The organism is Leptospira semungkisensis (genome assembly GCF_004770055.1).
GTDB classification, from domain to species: Bacteria; Spirochaetota; Leptospiria; order Leptospirales; family Leptospiraceae; genus Leptospira_B; species Leptospira_B semungkisensis.
Window position 1 is genome coordinate 218,002 of the sequence record NZ_RQEP01000010.1, and the last position, 18,034, is coordinate 236,035.

Consider the following 18,034-nt stretch of genomic DNA (forward strand, 5'->3'; position numbering starts at 1 on the left):
AGGCCTATCGATTTTCCGAAGAATCGACATTACATTTAGGCTCCACATCTCCAGGCTTGTTCTCTTCGATTTGAAATTCGAATGCAAAGCCCTTGCGGCCTTCTTGTGAGTTTTTATTTTCTCCAACTTGAAGATGGATCACAGTAGGTGGATATTTTGAGTAATCAATTCGAGCGGGATGGATAGCCAATCGAATGGAATGATTTTCCGGAAGATTCAGTTCTTTTGTTACTTCGCTAATTCTTCCATTTTCATAATCATTCATGTAGAATTTGAACTTACCCAGTCCGGCGGGCATCGGCATCCAATACTCACAGTCGAAGATAAAATAATCTCTTCTATCCCCGTTCAAAATCTGTCTGATCCGCATGCGACCAATTTTATCTTCTTTATTTTGATAGTAGCTTTCCGGCGGATTAATAGGGAATGAATATCCACTATTTTTTGTATAAGGAAATGGAGGTTCTGAATCAAACCACTCTACAAGGAGTATGAATTGATTAATTTTATAGAACCAACTATCAGGATCATAGTTTTTTCTATCTTTATAGTTTCGTATGTTAAACTTTAAATATGTATTCTTTACATTAGGCACTTCCCTACTAAATCCGGATCTGCCTACACCTGCTAATGATATACATCGAGTATTATAAAAAAGGCATAATCCCAACAAAAGATAAAACAGAGGAAGCTTGTTCATAAACTTCCTCCGCAGGTTTTATGTAAACCCTCTCCATAATCCAAGACCAAACCGAAAGGAATATCGGCGTCTTTCTTGTATTTGACATAGTAGCCAAGAGCATCAGCCGCAACGGATTTCCAATCTTGCTTAATAATACTCTTAGCAGTGCTAACGTAGCCGTAAACCTCTGCAATTTCCTTCACTATTGTAATCTCTTTAACAATTCCGCCGAACACACCTGCTGCGCTTACTCCCATAATGATCCCAAACTGAATCCCTGTCGCATAACAAGCTGCAATCCTCGCATCCTTTTCGCTCCAATGTATATTATTGAAACTTGATTTAGATAAACCGCCTGCAATATAGGCTTGGAGAGTAAATGGAGAAAGAGCGGATCCTACTAAGGAGACTCCGATATAGCCCGCAATTAAAGCAGTAGTGCTAACTAAATACGCGATCCCAGCTGCAGGAACAAGTGCAGTCACCAAGGCTACCATCACTAAAAGCGAGGTCACTCCAAGAGCCGCAACTCCAGCGAGTAAAGCAGTCGCAGCGGCAGTCATCGCGACTGCGGAAGCAAGTAGTCCCACTCCTATCCCCAATGCTCCTGCCACCATGGTAACCGTAGAGGCAACGGAAACAGCCCCCATAGCCGCTAAGAATCCCGTAGCCCCCACTGCAGTAGCGCTTGCACTTCCGACAAGAGCTGCTCCAAGAGCGGCACCAATCATGTTCATCCCTAAGATCCCTGCGATGCCAATTCCGACGGCTCCTATTCCTAAGGCTGTGCCGATCAATGTGACCGGAGCAATCGCTGCCCCGATTCCCAATGCATCACTCCATCTTTGAGAACTAATAAAGAATGCTCTTTGAAAGAAGCCGCTGAACGAAATATGAAAATTAAGAAAACCTAATCCATTTCTGTCGAAGAAACTGCTTACCATACTATTTCCGCTCGGGTCGGTATAACGGATTGGATTTCCTTCCGTATACATATACAGATCCATCCCCATTGGATGATTGGAGTCCATGACCGAATCCGCCTGCAGGAATCTTCCTAAGATTGGATCATAATATCTAGCTTTGAAATAATAGAGCCCTGTTTCTTTATCTTCTTCTTGTCCGTTATATTTATAGCGGAACACATCCGGGCCCGAAGAGTCGGTGCGTTGTATTTCTCCGTATGGTTTATAAGAAATATATGATGCTCCTCCTTGGTCCCCTCCTGCGATCCTGTTTCCATTCCCATCGGTTGCCATAGTGATGGAGCCCAAATGATCCGGATGTAGGAACAGGAAACCGCTAAAAGGAAGCCCCGCTCCGGAGCCTGGCCCTCCGGGCTCGTATGGATTTCCGACAGAAGGAGTGTCCGGATTAAATAGAGGAGCTATCAACCAAGGAGGAGTTCCGTTTCCATTTGGCATGAAGACGGAACAATGAGAAAAAGATAACAAAAGGATCGGAGTCGCAAACCGAAAGAGTATATTTCGAAGTCCTTCTTGGTATGAAATAAAGGCAAATCCGATACTTAAGAAAATTGCTATATACAAAAATCCTAAATTCGTTCCAGGAGCTAAGAAGAAATATTTAACTCCTCGAATCGTCTTGTCTTTTAACTTCCAAGCGAAACCGTTCCATGCAGATCGGATAGGAGATGCCGATCCTCCAGTGCCCTGCGCACTACTCACTAAAACGGCATCCGTTCTACTCCACTGCCCCACTAAGTCCCCAGAGTTCCCCTTGAAATACAATGTATGTTGAGGAGATTGTCCCGGACTTAAGACAACTTCGTAGATCCCTCCGATGGAGATCGTTTTGCTGGAATCGCTATACTTGGTCTTTCTGATCCGAGTTCCTGTAAAATCATAATCGAACAAGATAGTCTCTTGATCTGCGGTAACGATACTCTCTAATTTCTGAAAAGAATTATAAGCGTAATTCTCTCCACTCCGACTGATCACATTTCCGGATTCATCGTACGAATAATCGTAGCTTGTGTTCTGTCCTACTACCCTCGTCACTGCATTCTTATGAGATGAATTCGCATAAGAATAAGTTAAATTTCCTTTTTGGAGTAATTTGCCCGAGTCAGAATATTGATAATCTTCGCTCCCGTAAACTCCTGCAGCAGTTAAGAGACGATTGAGAGGATCATACGTAAAGTTTTGGCTTCGATTCGGATTCACCTTGTCTTGGATGGATTGATAATTTCCAAAACTATCATAAGAATACACAATGCTCTGGTAGGTTTGAGTATCTTTGGAGGTTAAGAATTTAGTAGGTCTAAGCTTTATAGGATCATAATATATATCCGTTCGAACACCATTTCCTAAAACCCTTTGGATCTTGATCTGACCGTCTTCTAAAATAGGGCCATTGTATTGAACGACTGGAAAGTCGGAGCCACTCCCGTTGGAAGGAGTCAATGTGATTCCGGAAAGATAACCCGCATCCGAGTAGAGATTCTTAGCAACACTTCCATCCGGATAGACAACTTCTTCTACCTGATCTTGCAGATTGAAGCTCTTTTGGATCAGGAAGTTCAGATCTTCTTGTATTAGGTTTTTCTGAATGAGTATCTGGTTTCCGCGAGCATCGTATTGAAACTCAGTGCTTCCAGAAGTATCCGTGACCTTGGAAAGTCTTCCGATAGAATTGTTCTTTTCAGGATCATCATACTCATAGGAATGAGATTCTATTTCTCCTTGAGAAGAATGACCGATCACTTGGATGGTCCTTCCCAAAACATCATACTGGTATCCGACCTTGGATCCGTTTGCATTCCTTTGCTCTATTAGATTTCCTGAATTCGGATCGTAAGAGAACTCTGTCTTTCCTGAATCTGGATGAATGATCTTGGTTTGTCTTCCGGAAAGATCCGTCTCGATAGAAGTGGTCCCATTTTCCGGATCAGAAATCTGCGAAGTCCTTCCGTTCGACGAATAAGAATAGCTTACTGTTTTTCCCTGCTTAGTCACAGAGATCACTTGGCCCAGGGAATTTTTTACTTCTACAGTCTGGCCCAGAACATTTCCATTCAAGGAGTCGGTGGTTGTGGTGGTAAGCCCGTCACGAGAAATTTCGGTTATCGTTCCATCCTTCTTCGTAGCCCGGATCTGATTCCCTTCCGCATCATACGAAAAGTCCGTCCAGGAAAAAGGGTCCGATCCTTCTAAATAAGGATCCACCTTACGAACGATCTGTCCTTGGAGGTTCTTCTGGGACTCTTCCACCAGCACATACCCATTTCCAAGGTTACTTCGCTTTCTATAGACTCCGGTAATATTATTACTCAAATCTTCCTTCCAAGTCTCACCATTACTGGTGCGAAATACTTTTCGGACAAGCTGATTCTCTAGATCTCCGGGGTTCTCATATTCGATTTTTTCGGACCAATCGCTTTCCCCTGGCAGATAGCTAAAGGTTGCACGACCCACGGAATCATATTCTGACCTGGAAACGGCCCCGTTCGGATCGGTATTAGAAAGCTCTAATCCTCTTGTATAATCGTATGTCTTAGAAGTGGTATGGCCGAGAGAATTGGTGAATCGGATCGGATATTTATAAACAACGGAATCATATTGAATATTACTAATATTTCCATTCGAATCTTGGATCGAGATCGGATTCCCATACGAATCGTAAGAATTGATGAGCTGGGTCTTCCAAACTCCATCAGAAACCATTTCTTTTACCGAAGATATGGAAGAATTAGAATATTCAATTTTCTTGTAAGAGATTAAATCTCCGTCCTTTTGGATCTGTAGATCCGTAGGTCTTCCTAATATTCCCAAATTCCAGTCGTTTTGATATGTACTCGTTTCTACTAAGATAGTTCCGTTGGTATTCGTGGTCTTAGTAGTGATATTTCCGAAAGAATCGTAAATAGGATTCGTTGTAGTAGAAGTTAAGAGCTGCCCTCCACTATAAGAATTTTCAGTAGAAGCATTCGGCAAAACTAAGATACCGCCGAATTGAGATGTAGATCTTGTATAGGATCTAAATGATTCAGAGATCTGAATCCCATTCTTAAAGGAAGCCTGGTATGTAGGACTTCCTACCATCTCTAAGAAGCTTGGCTCATATTTGGATTGGACCTGTGAATTCGAGATCGTATCCGTTTGGTTTAAGGATTGAAATCCTATATAACTAGAATTCCTCAGACCACCCAAGAAGACTCTCGAGTTAGAATACTGATAGCTCAAAGAAGAAAGGATCGAATCACCCGCTTTCTGAGAGATGCCAGTTAGTAGAATATCCGTAAAACAAATAGATTGGATTCTAGGATCTGAAGAAGAACCCAAGGAGCAGGCACCCGCATGATCCTTAGAAAGCTGGTAATCTAAAGTTTGCATTATATCACCGGAAGAAGAAACCGATCCGTTCTCTATCTTATTCACAAGTCCACTGGGAACTTCTTTATTGAAACGAAGTAAAGAAATACTCAGACTAGATTCGTAAGGGAACTGACGATACTGAGTAGTGTTGATAAATGGAATGGAGCTTGGAATGTTGGACTGAAACGCTTTCTGATTCCCATCCATACCCAAGAGTTCCGGTTTTCCATCCGAGTTAATATCCAAGGCCAAAAAGAATCCGTTCGTAGACCAGGTATCATCTCCATCCGCAGAATAGGTAGTATTCCCATCCGAACCGATACTTGCATAAGAAACACTTAATGCAGAAGAAGAGTCGTCATAACGCAAAAAATCCGCCTTTCCATCTCCGTTTAGATCTAAAAATGCCTTAGGATTTCTCCAATTAAAATAAGCATTCTGAGTTGCAGAGCCTGTGCTGGTCGATGCAGGAAGATACTCGGAAAGATCGATCGGAACCTCATAATATAACAAATTCGTAATGGTAACCGAAAAATTACGGGTAGCATCACTTTGAGAAGAAGGGTCCGTATTCGCAGGATCGCCAGAGTTCACAACATTGGCACGTAGAACATCCAAGGTGCCATCTCCGTTCAGATCCAAGGATTGATCCTGGTTCCAATACAAATTGAATGCAGGAAGATAGTTAGACTGGACAGGATCGTACAATTCCACCTTAAAGAATGGATTCAAATAGTCGGAAGTATCGTAACTTACTCTGTCTTTTATTCCGTCTCCCGAAAGATCAATTTCTAGATAAGAAGAAGATGCTAAATAGCTAAACTTCTTCTTTTCAAGATTGGCATAAGCTCCGTTCACCTCAGCGCTTACGAATGGACTAGCTCCGTTTGAGACGAATTTACGTCCGTCAAAAGGATAATAGGAGATATTTCCTTGGCTTCCGGTCAAAGAGAAGAAAGCAAAGTCAAGATAACCGTCTCCGTTGATATCTGCTATAAATTGATCTCCATGCGCACCGAAACTGGATCTGGATATTTCAGTATTTTCTAATGCAACTAACTGTCCATTCTGGTAATCATAAAAGGTAGAGATCAAACGTTTGGTCCCGTTTGTGGTCTGTATTCTTAGAAAATCCGGAACCCCATTTCGATCTAGATCTATAAATTGCTGGAACTCAGTTCCGAAGTCAGTGACTGCCAGACTCTGTATTTTCTGAAAGCCGGAACCATTGGACAAAAACACATCCATTTGAGATCCGTCAGTACTCTGTAGAAAATCAGTCTTACCATCGCCGTTTACGTCCGCAGTGAAAAATCTCTGAGAAAAATCATCCGCACCAAAGTCCAAATTTCCCAAAACAATATTTGAATATTCAGAAGATTGAAAGTTCGGTCCATAGTGAACACTTAAAGCAGAACCTTTTTGTCTCAGTACTAAAAAGTCGCTCTTCCCATCTCCATTAAAATCACCTGGAAGGATCTGTCCTTGCGTAGTAAGACCGATAGGATCTCCCACACGATTTTCAGAAGCAGAAAGAGAAACATTTCCGGAGTTATCCCAAGAACCCAAAGAAGAAACCGTAAATTTTTGATCTCCTATTTCTCCTAAGATACGAACTATCTCAACGGAGCCGTCTCCATTGGTATCTGCAGTGGTCACAAAGGACATCTCCACTCCGTTGGAACAAACGTCTTGGAATGCTTCTACTCCTGCCCTACACAAATCCGGGGCAGTATAATTGCTTGCTACAATGCAACCCCAATCTGCAGTGCAAGCGCAGATTGCCTGAGTCTTAGCACAGGCAGACTGCACACTTGGTTCCATTGCCTTATAGGAATTCGTGAAATTCTTTCCCGAAGATTGAAGTAGATTATTCTGTTTGGATCTTTGGGTATAAGAAAATGTAAGAGGCTTGTATTGCTCCCTATGAAAGGAAGAAAGAATGGATTGTCCTTCTAAAGAATCGTAATCAAACTCGTACGTCTCTACTTCTGTCTCGGCACCGGACCCATCATTTGCAAAGACCTGGATCTTTTGCAGTAGCTTCTTGCGTGTAATTTGCTTAGTCGCATAAAATAATTTCTCCCCAAACCCGTTCGATCGATCTTCATACGTGAATGAGATCCTGGCATTTCCCCTCGCATATCGAATCTCCCGTGGGATCGGTTCGTTAGATTGTAATGTTTCCGGATCGTAGCTGATATCGTATCCGTTCCCGAATCTATCTCGAACCCGATCCAAATAATACGCGATCGGTTGTCCATTGGAATCTATGACAGAATTTGCACCCGAAGGCTGGTTTCTTCCGAACTCATAGATGGTTCCGTTTCGGTCTCGGATCGTCCATACATCGGAAGAAAAGTCCACCTTCGAAAAACTCTCGTATTTAAATCTATATGCTCCGTTTGCAGAGAGTATTTCTCCAAATTGATCCGAAATAAACCCATCCGAAGATCCATAATGAATTCCTAAACTAGGGTTCTTGGCTACTTGAGAAAATCCTGATAAGGACCAACCCTTCCCCAAGATCCCTTGGTTTGTTGTTCCTGAATATTGAAGTGAGATATTTGGTACAAGATCTCCCGCCCCTGGTGGCACCTGGATTGCAAGAGAGAATCTAGCCTTTCCTGTATGATCCACATTCACATCCGCAAACGGGAGAGGTATCTCCGTTTGGATTCCGAATAAATTGGCAAGGAAAGTAAATACTGGCTTAAGTGGATTTCCACCTAAGACGAATAACGCGCTGAATAAAATCAGAATTACATAATATTTTCCGGATCGAAACATTCTCTTGCTAATCCTCACCAATAGTTCCGGAACCAAAGTTCCTATCGGGGGAATCAGCCGAGCTGTGAGCAAACGCCTATAAGGCGCTTTATATATAAGGGCACTAACGCGTTCAAAAAGACTTTTGTCAAACAGTAATATCCTATTTTGGGATATTTTTTCTCACTCTCAAATTAATTTCTTTCTTTTTGAAGAAGAAGATGGAATTCGTTTCCAAGAATGGCAAATGGGTGAGAGATGCTGAATTTCCATTCCAGATCCGAACTTCCAAAAGCAAAGAGAACCTTATGCGAAAAAATATATTCTTATTCTCTCTATATGTTCTTCTCTCGACCAATTCTCTCTTCTCTACTGAAATCCTATTAAAAAATGGTGATGCGTTTCTAACGGAAGAAGTTTCCGAAACGCAAGATGAGATCCATTTCTATTGGAAGGAAAATAAATACAGGATCTCCAAACAGGAAGTGCAACGCTTAGATCCTAGAAAGAAGGGAAAGGATTCTTCCTACAAATATGCCGAATTCGTATTGAGTGACGGAACCGTATTGAAAGGAGTCTTTATCGAAACGAAAGGATCTAAGATCGTTTTAAAAACAGAGCTGGGATTTGCTGAATTAGATAAAAGTAAAATAGTTTCTCAAACGCAGGAAGATCTGGAGGCTTCTCCTTCTCTTCCCGAAAAATATTTAGACGCTTCACAGGTCAATCTGGGCTGGAGAGTCGGCGTTTCTGGTATCGGCTTAGCATCCTTGGGAACTTGGTCCACGGCATTTCCTCTGGTGTATGGAGGTGGATTCTTCTTAGAGAGAAATGCGGGAGTGTCAGGTTGGTTTTATGGATTTTCTTCCGAATATGCGACCGGCCCGGGCAAGACAGGGCAACTTTCCATCTGGAGCCAAAACCTTTATTTAGGATCCGCTTACGGAAATTCTTCTCCCTATTGGATGATAGGAGCAGGAACAAGTTCCATCTCAAGAAACCAAGGAGAAGAAAGAAATTCGGCTCTTGCACCTGACCTTCTTCTTGAATTCGGATGGAGTTGGAATACTCACTCTCAGCATTTAGTCCGATTAGGAATTCGTTCTCAATGCAATCTACAAAATGAGGCAAGCCTTTGTAATTCTGGGATCCGATTCTCCTGGGGATTTTATATATGAGATCTTTATATTTTATTTTTATAATATTACTCTTAGGAATTTTAAGATGCGGAGATTCAGGCCTAAGCAGTATTTTAGGAGAAGAAGCATCGGAAGCAGGCTTTGCTTACGTAGCAAAACTTGGCCCGAATTCAGCAGCTCTCTCTTGGAATTGTTCCGGGCCCGCCAAAGGAAATGTTTATAGCGAAGTAGGAATGATTTCGGATCCTTCTTCTTTAAAGACTCATTGGATAGAACTAAAGTATTTACGACCAAATACTGAATACAATGCGATTGTGACCTGCGGTTCTCAAACTATCCTCGAAGGAAAATCTCTCCGATTTAAGACTTGGATCTCCAATGATCCACCTAAAACGAGAGGAATTTGGATCGTAGGAGGTATCGGGTCCACTGCAGTTCCTGTTGCCGAAATCGATTTATTCGATCCTGTTACTGGAATTTGGTATCCTTCCATCACGAGTGTTCCAACTCCAAGAGTCTACGCGAGCATTCTATCACACAAAAGTAAAATATATGTGATTGGAGGAATGGAACTCATTTCAGGAGTATACACTTCCTCTTCTAAAGTCGAAGTATATGATCCATATTTGGATATCTGGGAAAGTAAGGCATCTCTTCCTTTCGGATCTCAGGGAGCCGTATCCGGTTCCGTAGGAGACGAGATCTATATTCTTTCCGGTTCTAATTCAACCGACATGACGAATGGTCCCGTATTTAATACAATCTTAAAGTTCTATCCTGAGTTAGGAACAAATGGACAATGGATCTCCTATTCATCTGCATCTACAATATTCAGCAGAGTGGATATGGCTGGATGCGCCATCGACGGCACTATTTTTTATTCAGGAGGAAGGACTTACAATACCGGAAGTGCAAATGCAAGCACGGATGGTTTTGTTCCACCTGCAAATACGACTACTTCCTTCGGTGAACCAAGTCTTGTGGAGTCCAAACATGGAGGTGTAGGACTCTGCATCAATCCAAGCTCTCAAGATCCTTTTCCTGCAGATGGAGTTTGGTTTGCAGTCATCGGTGGATCCACAGGCTCAGGAAATGTGTTCCAACCTGCGACTTTTATTCTTCCTACAAATAAAACGGAATTCTATCAATTAGGTTCCGGCGTTTTCACCTCAGGTCCCACTCTTCCCTCTTCTTTGTATTATCCGGCAGCTCAAACCTCTTACGAGACTAGACAGATCTTTGTATTTGGAGGGGCAAGTGCGATCAATGTTCCAGAAGACAGCGTGTATTACTTGGATTCGGGAAATCCGATCCTCTCCGCTTGGAGCCTTCATCCCAAAACTATGCCTCGTAGAAGATATGGTCATAAGGCAATCCGGATCGATCGATGAAGAAGATCTTCTTTACAGATCCAAAAACCGAATTCAGGCCATCGGCTGCTTCTTCCTACAAAAGTAAATTTGTTCTTCTACTTTTGTCATTCTATATAAGTTTTTCCTTATATTCGCAGCCCTTATCCGAATCCGAAACTTCTTGGATCAAAGAAGGAGAGATACTCATCGAAACGAAACAATTCTTGGAAGCGGAGAAACTGGCAAATTCGATTCTGGGATCGAATCCATCCGACTTAAAGGCCGAATTCCTACTCACTCGAGCCTGGATCGGATTAGGAAAGGAAGAAGGAAAAAAAGGAAATCTCAGCTCCGCCAAGGAATATCTGGAAAAAGCCTATGAGAAATGGCCTTTAAACGAAGATCTTCGAAAAGAAATCCAGGAACTCGAAAAAGGTCCAGGCCATTCAAAAACGATAAAGAATCCTTCGACAACTAAACGGCAAACTTTCTCGGCTGCCCCTTTCGAAGAATGGAAATCCGTAATGGAGTCTTTACGAACGGAGATCTCAGGGTTAAGAATGGAAGTCTCGGATCTGAAAACGAAAATAGAGGCCGCCCAAACTCGAGGAAATAATATCCTCCTATGGATCAGTGCCCTTCTATTAACTCAGATTGTATTTCAGATCCTTATTTTATTCAAAAAAGATAAATAATAAAGATATTAAATACTTAGAGCGACCCCGCGCTCGGCTGCAATATCTCTGGCAGTCTTTCCATCCTCAGTCTTCAAATCAGGATCGGCTCCTTTTTGCAGGAGTAGATTCACTATCTGTTCATTTCCCTGGCGAGAAGCAGCTATATGCAGAGGAGAAAATCCTCCCTCCTGTGTAAAATTCGGATCAGCCCCAAACTCCAACAGAAGTGCAACTGCATCCGCCTTCCAAGAAGCGACTGCAGAATGCAAAGCAGTGTTTCCTAAAGAGAACTTACTCTTGGATTTTGCATGTATATCCGCACCCTTCTCGATCAAATATTTGATCAGAGGCAAACGACCAAAATGAGCGGCAAGATGCAAAGGAGTCCATCCATCCGGACTATAAGAATGCACGAGTGAAGAATTTCCTTCGACCAACTCTCTAACTCTTGCCTCGGTTCCCAAAGCAGCAGCCTCGTATAGATTCAAAGGAATTCCGAGAGTTAGATACGCTTGTATTATATCTTCTTTTCCGAAATAGAGCGCAAATAGTACAGGAGTGATCCCCTCTGCATTTTGCTTAGAGCAAAGATCCGGTGCTTCTCTCAAGGAATAGATCACCTGAGCTTTTTGGCCGGCCGCAATCATCTGAAAGATATCCGAAATCAAAAGTGGGGCCTCCAAAAACCACCGATGGATGATCCATTTTTTTTCAGTTTTGTCAATCCGGATTCACGGAGAATCTTTTAATTGGATGAGATCGAAAGGCTGCAAGTCGACCGAGATAGGCAAAGGAGTAATCAGCCGATTCGAATCGTTCGTATCGAACATAGTGACTCCTGGCTGAGTGAATTCAGTATTTGCGACATACAGTATTCCGTCGTCTCCGAGTAAAATGCTGGAGAGACTGGCATCGAAAGAAGAAGGAATAAAGATCAGAGTCGAGATCTTATGGCCTGTACTAGGATTAAATACTTGTAATGTTTTATTGAAGCCGGCGTCCATCACGCTAGCATAGCCTAATTGATCGCTTGCAATCTGGACCACCATCAGATCTCCCCCTGCAGTGGTCTCCGAATAGAGATATCCAGAGCGAAATGTTCGAGTAGAAAGTCTGAACGCAGTGACTCCGCCGTCCAACGCGCTGATAAATCCCATCCTGTTCGGAGTAGGAATAACGATATGTTGCTCTCCGAAAATATCCACTAGCAAAGGCTTACCTACAGGATTCGGTGTCGGAAAGGTATAAACTGCAATAACGGAATCCGTAAGGATATCGATCTCCAACAATAAGGAACCCCAAGGCCCTGGAGGAAAGTATCCACTCGGATCATTGCGATCTAATCTCTCTAGACAAATAAAAAGGCTAGTACCGACGATCTGCATACCGGAAGCCTCAGGTAAGTTATCCGGCACAGCACTCGGTTCCGAGTAACCGCCTAAATCCATATTTCCGAGGGAAGCTCCATTGCTCGGATCTATGATCCTAAGAAATCTAGAATTGTATAAAGAAACATAGGCCTTATTCGGTCCGACAATCGCGATATCACTTGGATTCGTGCCTGCTCCCATCGACCATTCGGAAACTGTTTGAAATCCAAAATTCGGATCCAGAACTTGGACACTATCCTTATTCAATCGATTTATAATATATACTTTCTCGTTTCCGAAACGGGACACAGCGTCCGAATGAATCGGGGTGAGACCAGGATAAGAAAGTAGGATCTCCGGATTCACTACCTTGAATCTTCCACTGCTACTGAAATCAGTGGTCACCACTCCTATATTGTTCGGCAAATTAGGAGTAAGGAACAGAGTGTATAGAGGAGGTCTCTGTATGTCTCCACATGCAGCAAAGAAGCATAAACAAAGAAATATACAGGACTTCTTACTCATCATTAAAACCTTGCACTCAATGTAACGAACCAATTTCTTCCTGGCAAAGGATATCCTACTATATCCTGAACCCTCTTATCTCCCATATTTCTAAGATCTACACTCAGAAGTAATTCCTTCGGTGCCTTTTCCTGTTTTTGGATCTTCTCCTCTTCTTCCTCAGGAGAAGAATACAATACAAGAGTAAGATATGCATTCCAGATCTGTCGAGCAGGCTGATAATTTACGTACTCGTTGGTCCTGTCTTTAAAGACAGCTCCCACATACACACCTTCCAATCCAAGTTCCCAAGTTTTTCTCTTATATGCAAGAGTCGCTCCGATCTCATGTCTTGGTCTAAGAGGAAGATACTTTCCATGCAAATAAGGAGCAGCAGAAGTATTGATCGCTTCTTGGTAGGTATAATCCACTAAGAATTTCCAGCCCTTATATTCCGATTTATGTGAGACCTCCGCCCCATCTATTCTCGCAGAGTCCACATTTTCCGGACGAAGAGTGAATTGCGAATTCGGAATGAATAGGATCATATCTTGGATTCTTTTTCTAAAATAAGAAACAGTAAGACTCGTCTTAAGATCTCCATCTTTAAAGCTTCCTGTAAATCCTGAGTCAAAGTTCTCACTCTTTTCAGGCTTCAATGAATCGTTTGCGATAATAGTTCCTACTTCTCCAAATAATTCCAAGAAACTAGGAATACGATTTTGTTTAGAAGCATTGGTCTTAAAATCCAAACCGTAATTTTCTTTCTCGATCATCTTCCATAAGAGACCTGCCTTAGGATTTGAGAATTTGGTGGTCTTGTCAGGAGAAGCTGTCGGGTCCTGCTTCTGGTACCATGGTTGGTCCGATTGAAATCTATCCCGATAATTGTCCCAAGAAACTCCCGGTGTAAGGATAACTTTTCCATCAAAGAAACGGATCTCATCCTCTAACTGAACCGTAGTGTAGGTCCTGAACTTTCCTGGTTCGTATTTGAGGTCTATGTTTTGTGGAGTACTTCTAGAACGATCAAAGCTTTCTTTTTCCAAACCGAAATGAAGTCGAAAGATCTGATTGTAATCCAAGAGATAGAGAGTGGGAGTCAGATAGGCTCCCGATTGATGAATGATCGCAGCAGAGTTAGGAGTTCCTTTCGAGAATTCCGACTTAGGATCGAATAGATCATCGTTTGCAATCGTAGTGAATGCTCTTGTTTCTATTCTTAAGATCCCGTCCAAGAGTCCTTTTGTATCCGTTCCAATTGTAGAAGTGTTTCTCAAATACCTTCTATGAACTTGCAAGGTTTGATTGCTTTCCGGACCCGGGATCCCATGAAATCTATAATTTAGATCGTTCCAAAATTTGATCTTTGTATTTCCGATCTCTCCATTGAGTCCGATCATTCCTTGCGTTCTTTCGAATTGAGCGTTTCTTCTTCTGTCAATCGTATCATCAAAAGGATTCACGAGAGAAGTTCCATGATCGTTCAAGTAGGAGAAGTTTTGGTCCGATTTTTCTCCCAAGAAGAAGAGACTCGTTCCTATTCCCCCATAACTGCCTGTATGCGTTACGCTCCCTTTGCCAGTATTAAAGCTACCACCTCCGATATTCACCCTGGTCTTAGGAGGACCTCCTCCTGTCCTAGTCACAAGATTCACACTTCCACCAATTGCAGAGCCGGAGAAACCGACGGGAGCCCCACTTCTATATACTTCTATGCTTTGTAGATTATCAAAGGGAAGATCCGCAAGATTCACTTCCCCACCTTGCGTATTATTAAAAGGGATGCCGTCTATATAGATCCTAGACTGATTCGGATTCGTACCTCTCAAGGAAAGAGTGGAATAAGAACCCAATCCTCCATATCTACGTATCCTAACTCCGGCCTCTCTTTCCAAAACATCAGGAAGACTAGTATAACGTGCTGTGTATTGATTTAGATCTATGGCAGTTTGGAAGCCGCTCGGATTCTTTCTAAAATTTTCCGGCTGATTCGCTTTAGTAGTCTTTCCTACCACCTTAACTGGAGCGGACTCTGTCTTGGACAATTCTTGGGAGAAGCTCGGCTTTGAAAGCAAAACCATTCCCAGAAAGAGTATCTTCTTTCCTGGAAAAGTTCCGTAGAAAATAGACTTTCTACTCAAGATAGAACGCACAGATCTCCTGGCGGGAGGAAGGGAAGAACGCCGCAGGGCCCTGTAACGCAGCGAAAGGCCTTAACTCCCGAAAGCCAAAGTACGAAAGTAAATCGGATAGGTTTTCTGACTCACACCCGATTCGGAGCCTTCCCGTCCGAGGACAGTGGCAATCACCGATCGTTCTTTGGTGTTTACAGCTGCGGGTACAGTTTCGGGCTCTCACCGAATTCCCTGTTCCTTATTACTTGCAAGACCAAATTGCCAAGAAGAGGCAGGGGGGCAATCTCAAAAACCCGTATGTAGGAGCTCCTACCAAACGCGTTCTTGCACGAATTCTCCGCTTATAATTTCAAAACTAGAAAGAAATATTTTCTTGATGTCCGATCAAATCAGGAAAGGATTCTCGAAAATCCATCGGCCCGAAGCTCGGCTTAGATGGGAAAACTGGGAGCGCCGAATCCGAATGAAACGAACTCGATCTATTAGTATTCTCTTTGCGGGAATCTTCTTCTTAATCACCTCTTCCTTATCCGCAGCGGGAACATATTCCGAAGGCTGGACCGTCGCGAAACTGATCCAATTCGAAAGCAGAGGGATCGTCTTCGATTCTTACGAAGGCACCATCGAAGTCACTACCGTTGACACATCAGAAAACTGCGATGATCTGAAAGACGCATGTTATACTATGGTAAAGAAGAAGGTAGACTTTAGCGTTCGTCCTGAAAATGCAGATGTAGTTAACTTTCTAAGCAAGAACCTGAACCAAGAAATCCTTCTCCAATATAGAATTCACAGAATAGAGCCTATTGCTCTTTCGACAGATTACGAAGTCATTGGAGCTCAAATCCAAGACAAATCAACTCCTAAGGATTTGCAGGATAAATTCGCAGTTCCAAAATCCGGATCCAAGAGAAACTTCTCCGTAACTGGACGCATTCTAAGTTTGGAATATAAGGGAACAGTAGTAGGAACCTGGGAAGGATTCTATCTAGATGAGAGCAGAGGAAAAGTGCATCCTTTCTCAATCACTGACGAAGAGATGGCGAATTTCGCTACCAAGACATTGAAATATGGTGTCAGATATTATTTGGGAATGTCAGTCGCGTTTACTACCGGCTGGAGAGATTCGCATTATGATTTATTCGAGATCAATTTCAAAGCACCTGCTGGGGCATTGGAGCCAACTCCTAAACCTCAGCCTCAACAATAAGAAATAGACTTACCTATTAAAAAGCCCGCTCTCGCATTGCGAGGACGGGCTTTTCTATATTAGAATATTCCAATAAACAAATTAAGGAAAGAATGTCCCGTCAGACTGGATCTTAGGACCCTTGCCAGGAAAATCCGATTTGGTCAAAGATTGCATAAGCTCTACAGTCTTTGCATCCGGATCCGGAGCTGGTATCCCGTTCTGGCTTAACTGAAGAGGAAGTATCTTCCCCTTAACGAAATTTCCCTTCTTATCTAGGTCTGCTTCTAAAACCAGAGAATAACCACCATAACCTTTTGTGGAGAAGACCCGATATCCCAGAAAATTCCCGAGAGAATAAGCGATCAATTTTCCCTTATATAATTCCATTGCTCTAGGCAAATGAGGACCATGACCGATGAATAGATCCGCTCCGGCATCGATAAGTGAATGAGAAAGAGCGACCAGATTGCCTCTATATTCTCCGTAAAATCTCTCTTGTTCATTCTTAACATGAAGAGCTGGTCCGCCTTCTGCTCCACCATGCACTGAAATGAAGACGAGTTGAGCCTTCTTCTTAGCTTCTTTTACCAAGGAGACTCCTTCTTCAATCGCGTTCACATGATTATGAGCGCTTTCCATGTGACTGAACCCGATCCAAGCGATAGAAATGCCTTTCACATTCATATAAGTGATCGCGCCCTTCTTTCCTGTGAATCTTACTCCGGCATCGGAAAGATTCTTCGCGGTGTCCTCGAATCCTTGCTGGTGAAAATCCAAACTATGATTGTTGGCAATGGATACGATATCGAACCCGACATCCTTTAAAATTTTTGCATACGGTGGAGGAGTACGAAATGCGAAGATCAACGGACGATTGATATTCTTAGCGCAATGAGGATAATCAGTGAGAGTGCTTTCAAAATTCGCGAATAGAATATCCGCACCTTTTAAACTAGGTTCCACTTCGGAGAATAAGGTACGTTTCGGGTCGGAAGGAAGCTTGTTCTCGGGATAATTAGTTCCCATGACCAAGTCTCCCACGGCTTTGATCTTAAGAGTTTCCGATTCGACGGACTGCAAGGATTGACTTTCGGAAAGAAGGAATAGTGCCCCCAGAAGAGAGGATAATGCGGCGATTCTTTTCATACTAAGGGAAGGTTTTTGAAAACCTTACACTTAGAAAAGCTGTTTTCTTGGGAACAGATCGCTTTGCATAGGCGGAAAATCGGCAAACCAAACCGAACCTATGACAGCAGATGCAAAAGGCAAAAAGACAACCGTAAGATTTCCTAAAGGAAAACCTTCCGCCAAATAATTACCCGTAGGATTATGAACTGCATGAGTAAAGACACAAGAGCCTGTTAAGTTCGAGTTTATATTCCCTCCTGTAAAGGAGATCGATATTGGTTCAAACCCAGCAGCCTGGAATACAGGACTGGAAGTAGCAGCTCCGTCCGTTCCATCTATTGTAGTAATCGTGGCATTGTTACAAACTGCTTGTATAAAGACATTAAAGCCGAATTCAGATTGGGTCCAGGAGTTTGGAATATTCGGAATATCCAAAGTATAGCTTCCTCCAGACGATCCAAAAGGTAAGGAAACAGGGTTTGGAGAAAAACTAGCGATCGGACTTAACACTCCAAGAAGTGCAAACAGAGGTGCCTTTTCTTGGCTCTTCTTATTATTGCCGCTCTCCGCTAGTAGGCCATTGTCCGGATTAAAAAGAACGTAGGAGGCACCGCAGTTACTAGTAAGTATAAAGACAAAGATAAGAAGAGAGGAGAATGCGACGACTCTTTGCATGCTAAGGGAAAGTTTTTGAAAGCCTATCAAGGAGAAAAGCTGTTTTTACCGTTATCGAAAGTCAGGCAAAA

General features: G+C 42.7%; 11 protein-coding genes and 1 riboswitch. Of the genes, 4 read left to right on the forward strand and 7 right to left on the reverse strand.

What is annotated here, in order from left to right; genetic code table 11:
- Positions 1 to 4: 4 nt before the first annotated feature.
- Complete coding sequence (locus EHO59_RS08605) at positions 5 to 700, reverse strand: hypothetical protein (protein ID WP_135586895.1); 696 nt, start codon at positions 698 to 700, stop codon at positions 5 to 7.
- A complete protein-coding gene (locus tag EHO59_RS08610; RefSeq protein ID WP_135587304.1) occupies positions 697 to 7,809 on the reverse strand; it encodes an RHS repeat-associated core domain-containing protein in 7,113 nt (2,370 codons plus the stop codon). The genes EHO59_RS08605 and EHO59_RS08610 overlap by 4 nt, the downstream gene beginning before the upstream one ends.
- A 200-nt stretch (positions 7,810 to 8,009) precedes the next feature.
- Here EHO59_RS08610 and EHO59_RS08615 point away from each other — a divergent pair, with 200 nt between their 5' ends.
- Genes EHO59_RS08615 through EHO59_RS08625 form a run of 3 tightly spaced genes read left to right on the forward strand, consistent with a single transcriptional unit; the run spans position 8,010 to position 10,974 of the window.
- Positions 8,010 to 8,966: an LA_3334 family protein gene (locus EHO59_RS08615; RefSeq protein WP_246052762.1), complete on the forward strand. Its 957-nt coding sequence runs from the start codon at positions 8,010 to 8,012 to the stop codon at positions 8,964 to 8,966.
- The gene (locus tag EHO59_RS08620) at positions 8,963 to 10,318 is read left to right on the forward strand and encodes a Kelch repeat-containing protein (protein WP_135586897.1); all 1,356 of its coding nucleotides are present in this window, start codon (positions 8,963 to 8,965) and stop codon (positions 10,316 to 10,318) included. Before EHO59_RS08615 ends, EHO59_RS08620 begins: the two co-directional genes overlap by 4 nt.
- Positions 10,315 to 10,974: a tetratricopeptide repeat protein gene (locus EHO59_RS08625; protein WP_135586899.1), complete on the forward strand. Its 660-nt coding sequence runs from the start codon at positions 10,315 to 10,317 to the stop codon at positions 10,972 to 10,974. The genes EHO59_RS08620 and EHO59_RS08625 overlap by 4 nt, the downstream gene beginning before the upstream one ends.
- 8 nt (positions 10,975 to 10,982) lie before the next feature.
- Here the strand turns inward: EHO59_RS08625 and EHO59_RS08630 are convergent, their stop codons facing one another.
- The 3 genes from EHO59_RS08630 to EHO59_RS08640 form a co-directional block, all read right to left on the reverse strand.
- Positions 10,983 to 11,621 carry an ankyrin repeat domain-containing protein gene (locus EHO59_RS08630; RefSeq protein WP_167882095.1) on the reverse strand — a complete coding sequence of 213 codons (639 nt, stop codon included), beginning with the start codon at positions 11,619 to 11,621 and terminating at the stop codon, positions 10,983 to 10,985.
- Between the two features lie 66 nt (positions 11,622 to 11,687).
- Complete coding sequence (locus tag EHO59_RS08635) at positions 11,688 to 12,851, reverse strand: hypothetical protein (RefSeq protein ID WP_135587308.1); 1,164 nt, start codon at positions 12,849 to 12,851, stop codon at positions 11,688 to 11,690.
- 2 nt (positions 12,852 to 12,853) lie between these two features.
- Positions 12,854 to 14,914 carry a TonB-dependent receptor gene (locus EHO59_RS08640; protein WP_135587310.1) on the reverse strand — a complete coding sequence of 687 codons (2,061 nt, stop codon included), beginning with the start codon at positions 14,912 to 14,914 and terminating at the stop codon, positions 12,854 to 12,856.
- A 150-nt stretch (positions 14,915 to 15,064) separates the two neighbouring features.
- Positions 15,065 to 15,241: riboswitch (cobalamin riboswitch) on the reverse strand.
- Between the two features lie 190 nt (positions 15,242 to 15,431).
- On the opposite strand from EHO59_RS08640, the gene lsa26 reads away from it, so the two are divergent.
- Positions 15,432 to 16,178, forward strand: coding sequence for a surface adhesion protein Lsa26 (gene lsa26, locus EHO59_RS08645; protein ID WP_135586903.1), 747 nt, complete (start codon positions 15,432 to 15,434; stop codon positions 16,176 to 16,178).
- 81 nt (positions 16,179 to 16,259) lie between these two features.
- Here the strand turns inward: lsa26 and EHO59_RS08650 are convergent, their stop codons facing one another.
- Together EHO59_RS08650 and EHO59_RS08655 are read right to left on the reverse strand one after the other, a co-directional pair.
- Entirely contained in the window at positions 16,260 to 17,306 is a 1,047-nt protein-coding gene (locus EHO59_RS08650) for a CapA family protein (protein WP_135586905.1), read from the reverse strand.
- 30 nt (positions 17,307 to 17,336) lie between these two features.
- Complete coding sequence (locus EHO59_RS08655) at positions 17,337 to 17,963, reverse strand: hypothetical protein (protein ID WP_135586907.1); 627 nt, start codon at positions 17,961 to 17,963, stop codon at positions 17,337 to 17,339.
- Positions 17,964 to 18,034: the final 71 nt, after the last annotated feature.

Bases quoted from the DNA above. Each gene is read 5' to 3' on its own strand.
- EHO59_RS08625 (WP_135586899.1), top strand. From the start codon at position 10,315: ATGAAGAAGATCTTCTTTACAGATCCAAAAACCGAATTCAGGCCATCG.
- EHO59_RS08640 (WP_135587310.1), bottom strand. From the start codon at position 14,914: ATGGTTTTGCTTTCAAAGCCGAGCTTCTCCCAAGAATTGTCCAAGACA.
- EHO59_RS08615 (WP_246052762.1), top strand. From the start codon at position 8,010: ATGGAATTCGTTTCCAAGAATGGCAAATGGGTGAGAGATGCTGAATTT.
- EHO59_RS08655 (WP_135586907.1), bottom strand. From the start codon at position 17,963: ATGCAAAGAGTCGTCGCATTCTCCTCTCTTCTTATCTTTGTCTTTATA.
- EHO59_RS08620 (WP_135586897.1), top strand. From the start codon at position 8,963: ATGAGATCTTTATATTTTATTTTTATAATATTACTCTTAGGAATTTTA.
- EHO59_RS08610 (WP_135587304.1), bottom strand. From the start codon at position 7,809: ATGTTTCGATCCGGAAAATATTATGTAATTCTGATTTTATTCAGCGCG.
- EHO59_RS08635 (WP_135587308.1), bottom strand. From the start codon at position 12,851: ATGAGTAAGAAGTCCTGTATATTTCTTTGTTTATGCTTCTTTGCTGCA.
- EHO59_RS08650 (WP_135586905.1), bottom strand. From the start codon at position 17,306: ATGAAAAGAATCGCCGCATTATCCTCTCTTCTGGGGGCACTATTCCTT.
- EHO59_RS08605 (WP_135586895.1), bottom strand. From the start codon at position 700: ATGAACAAGCTTCCTCTGTTTTATCTTTTGTTGGGATTATGCCTTTTT.
- lsa26 (WP_135586903.1), top strand. From the start codon at position 15,432: ATGAAACGAACTCGATCTATTAGTATTCTCTTTGCGGGAATCTTCTTC.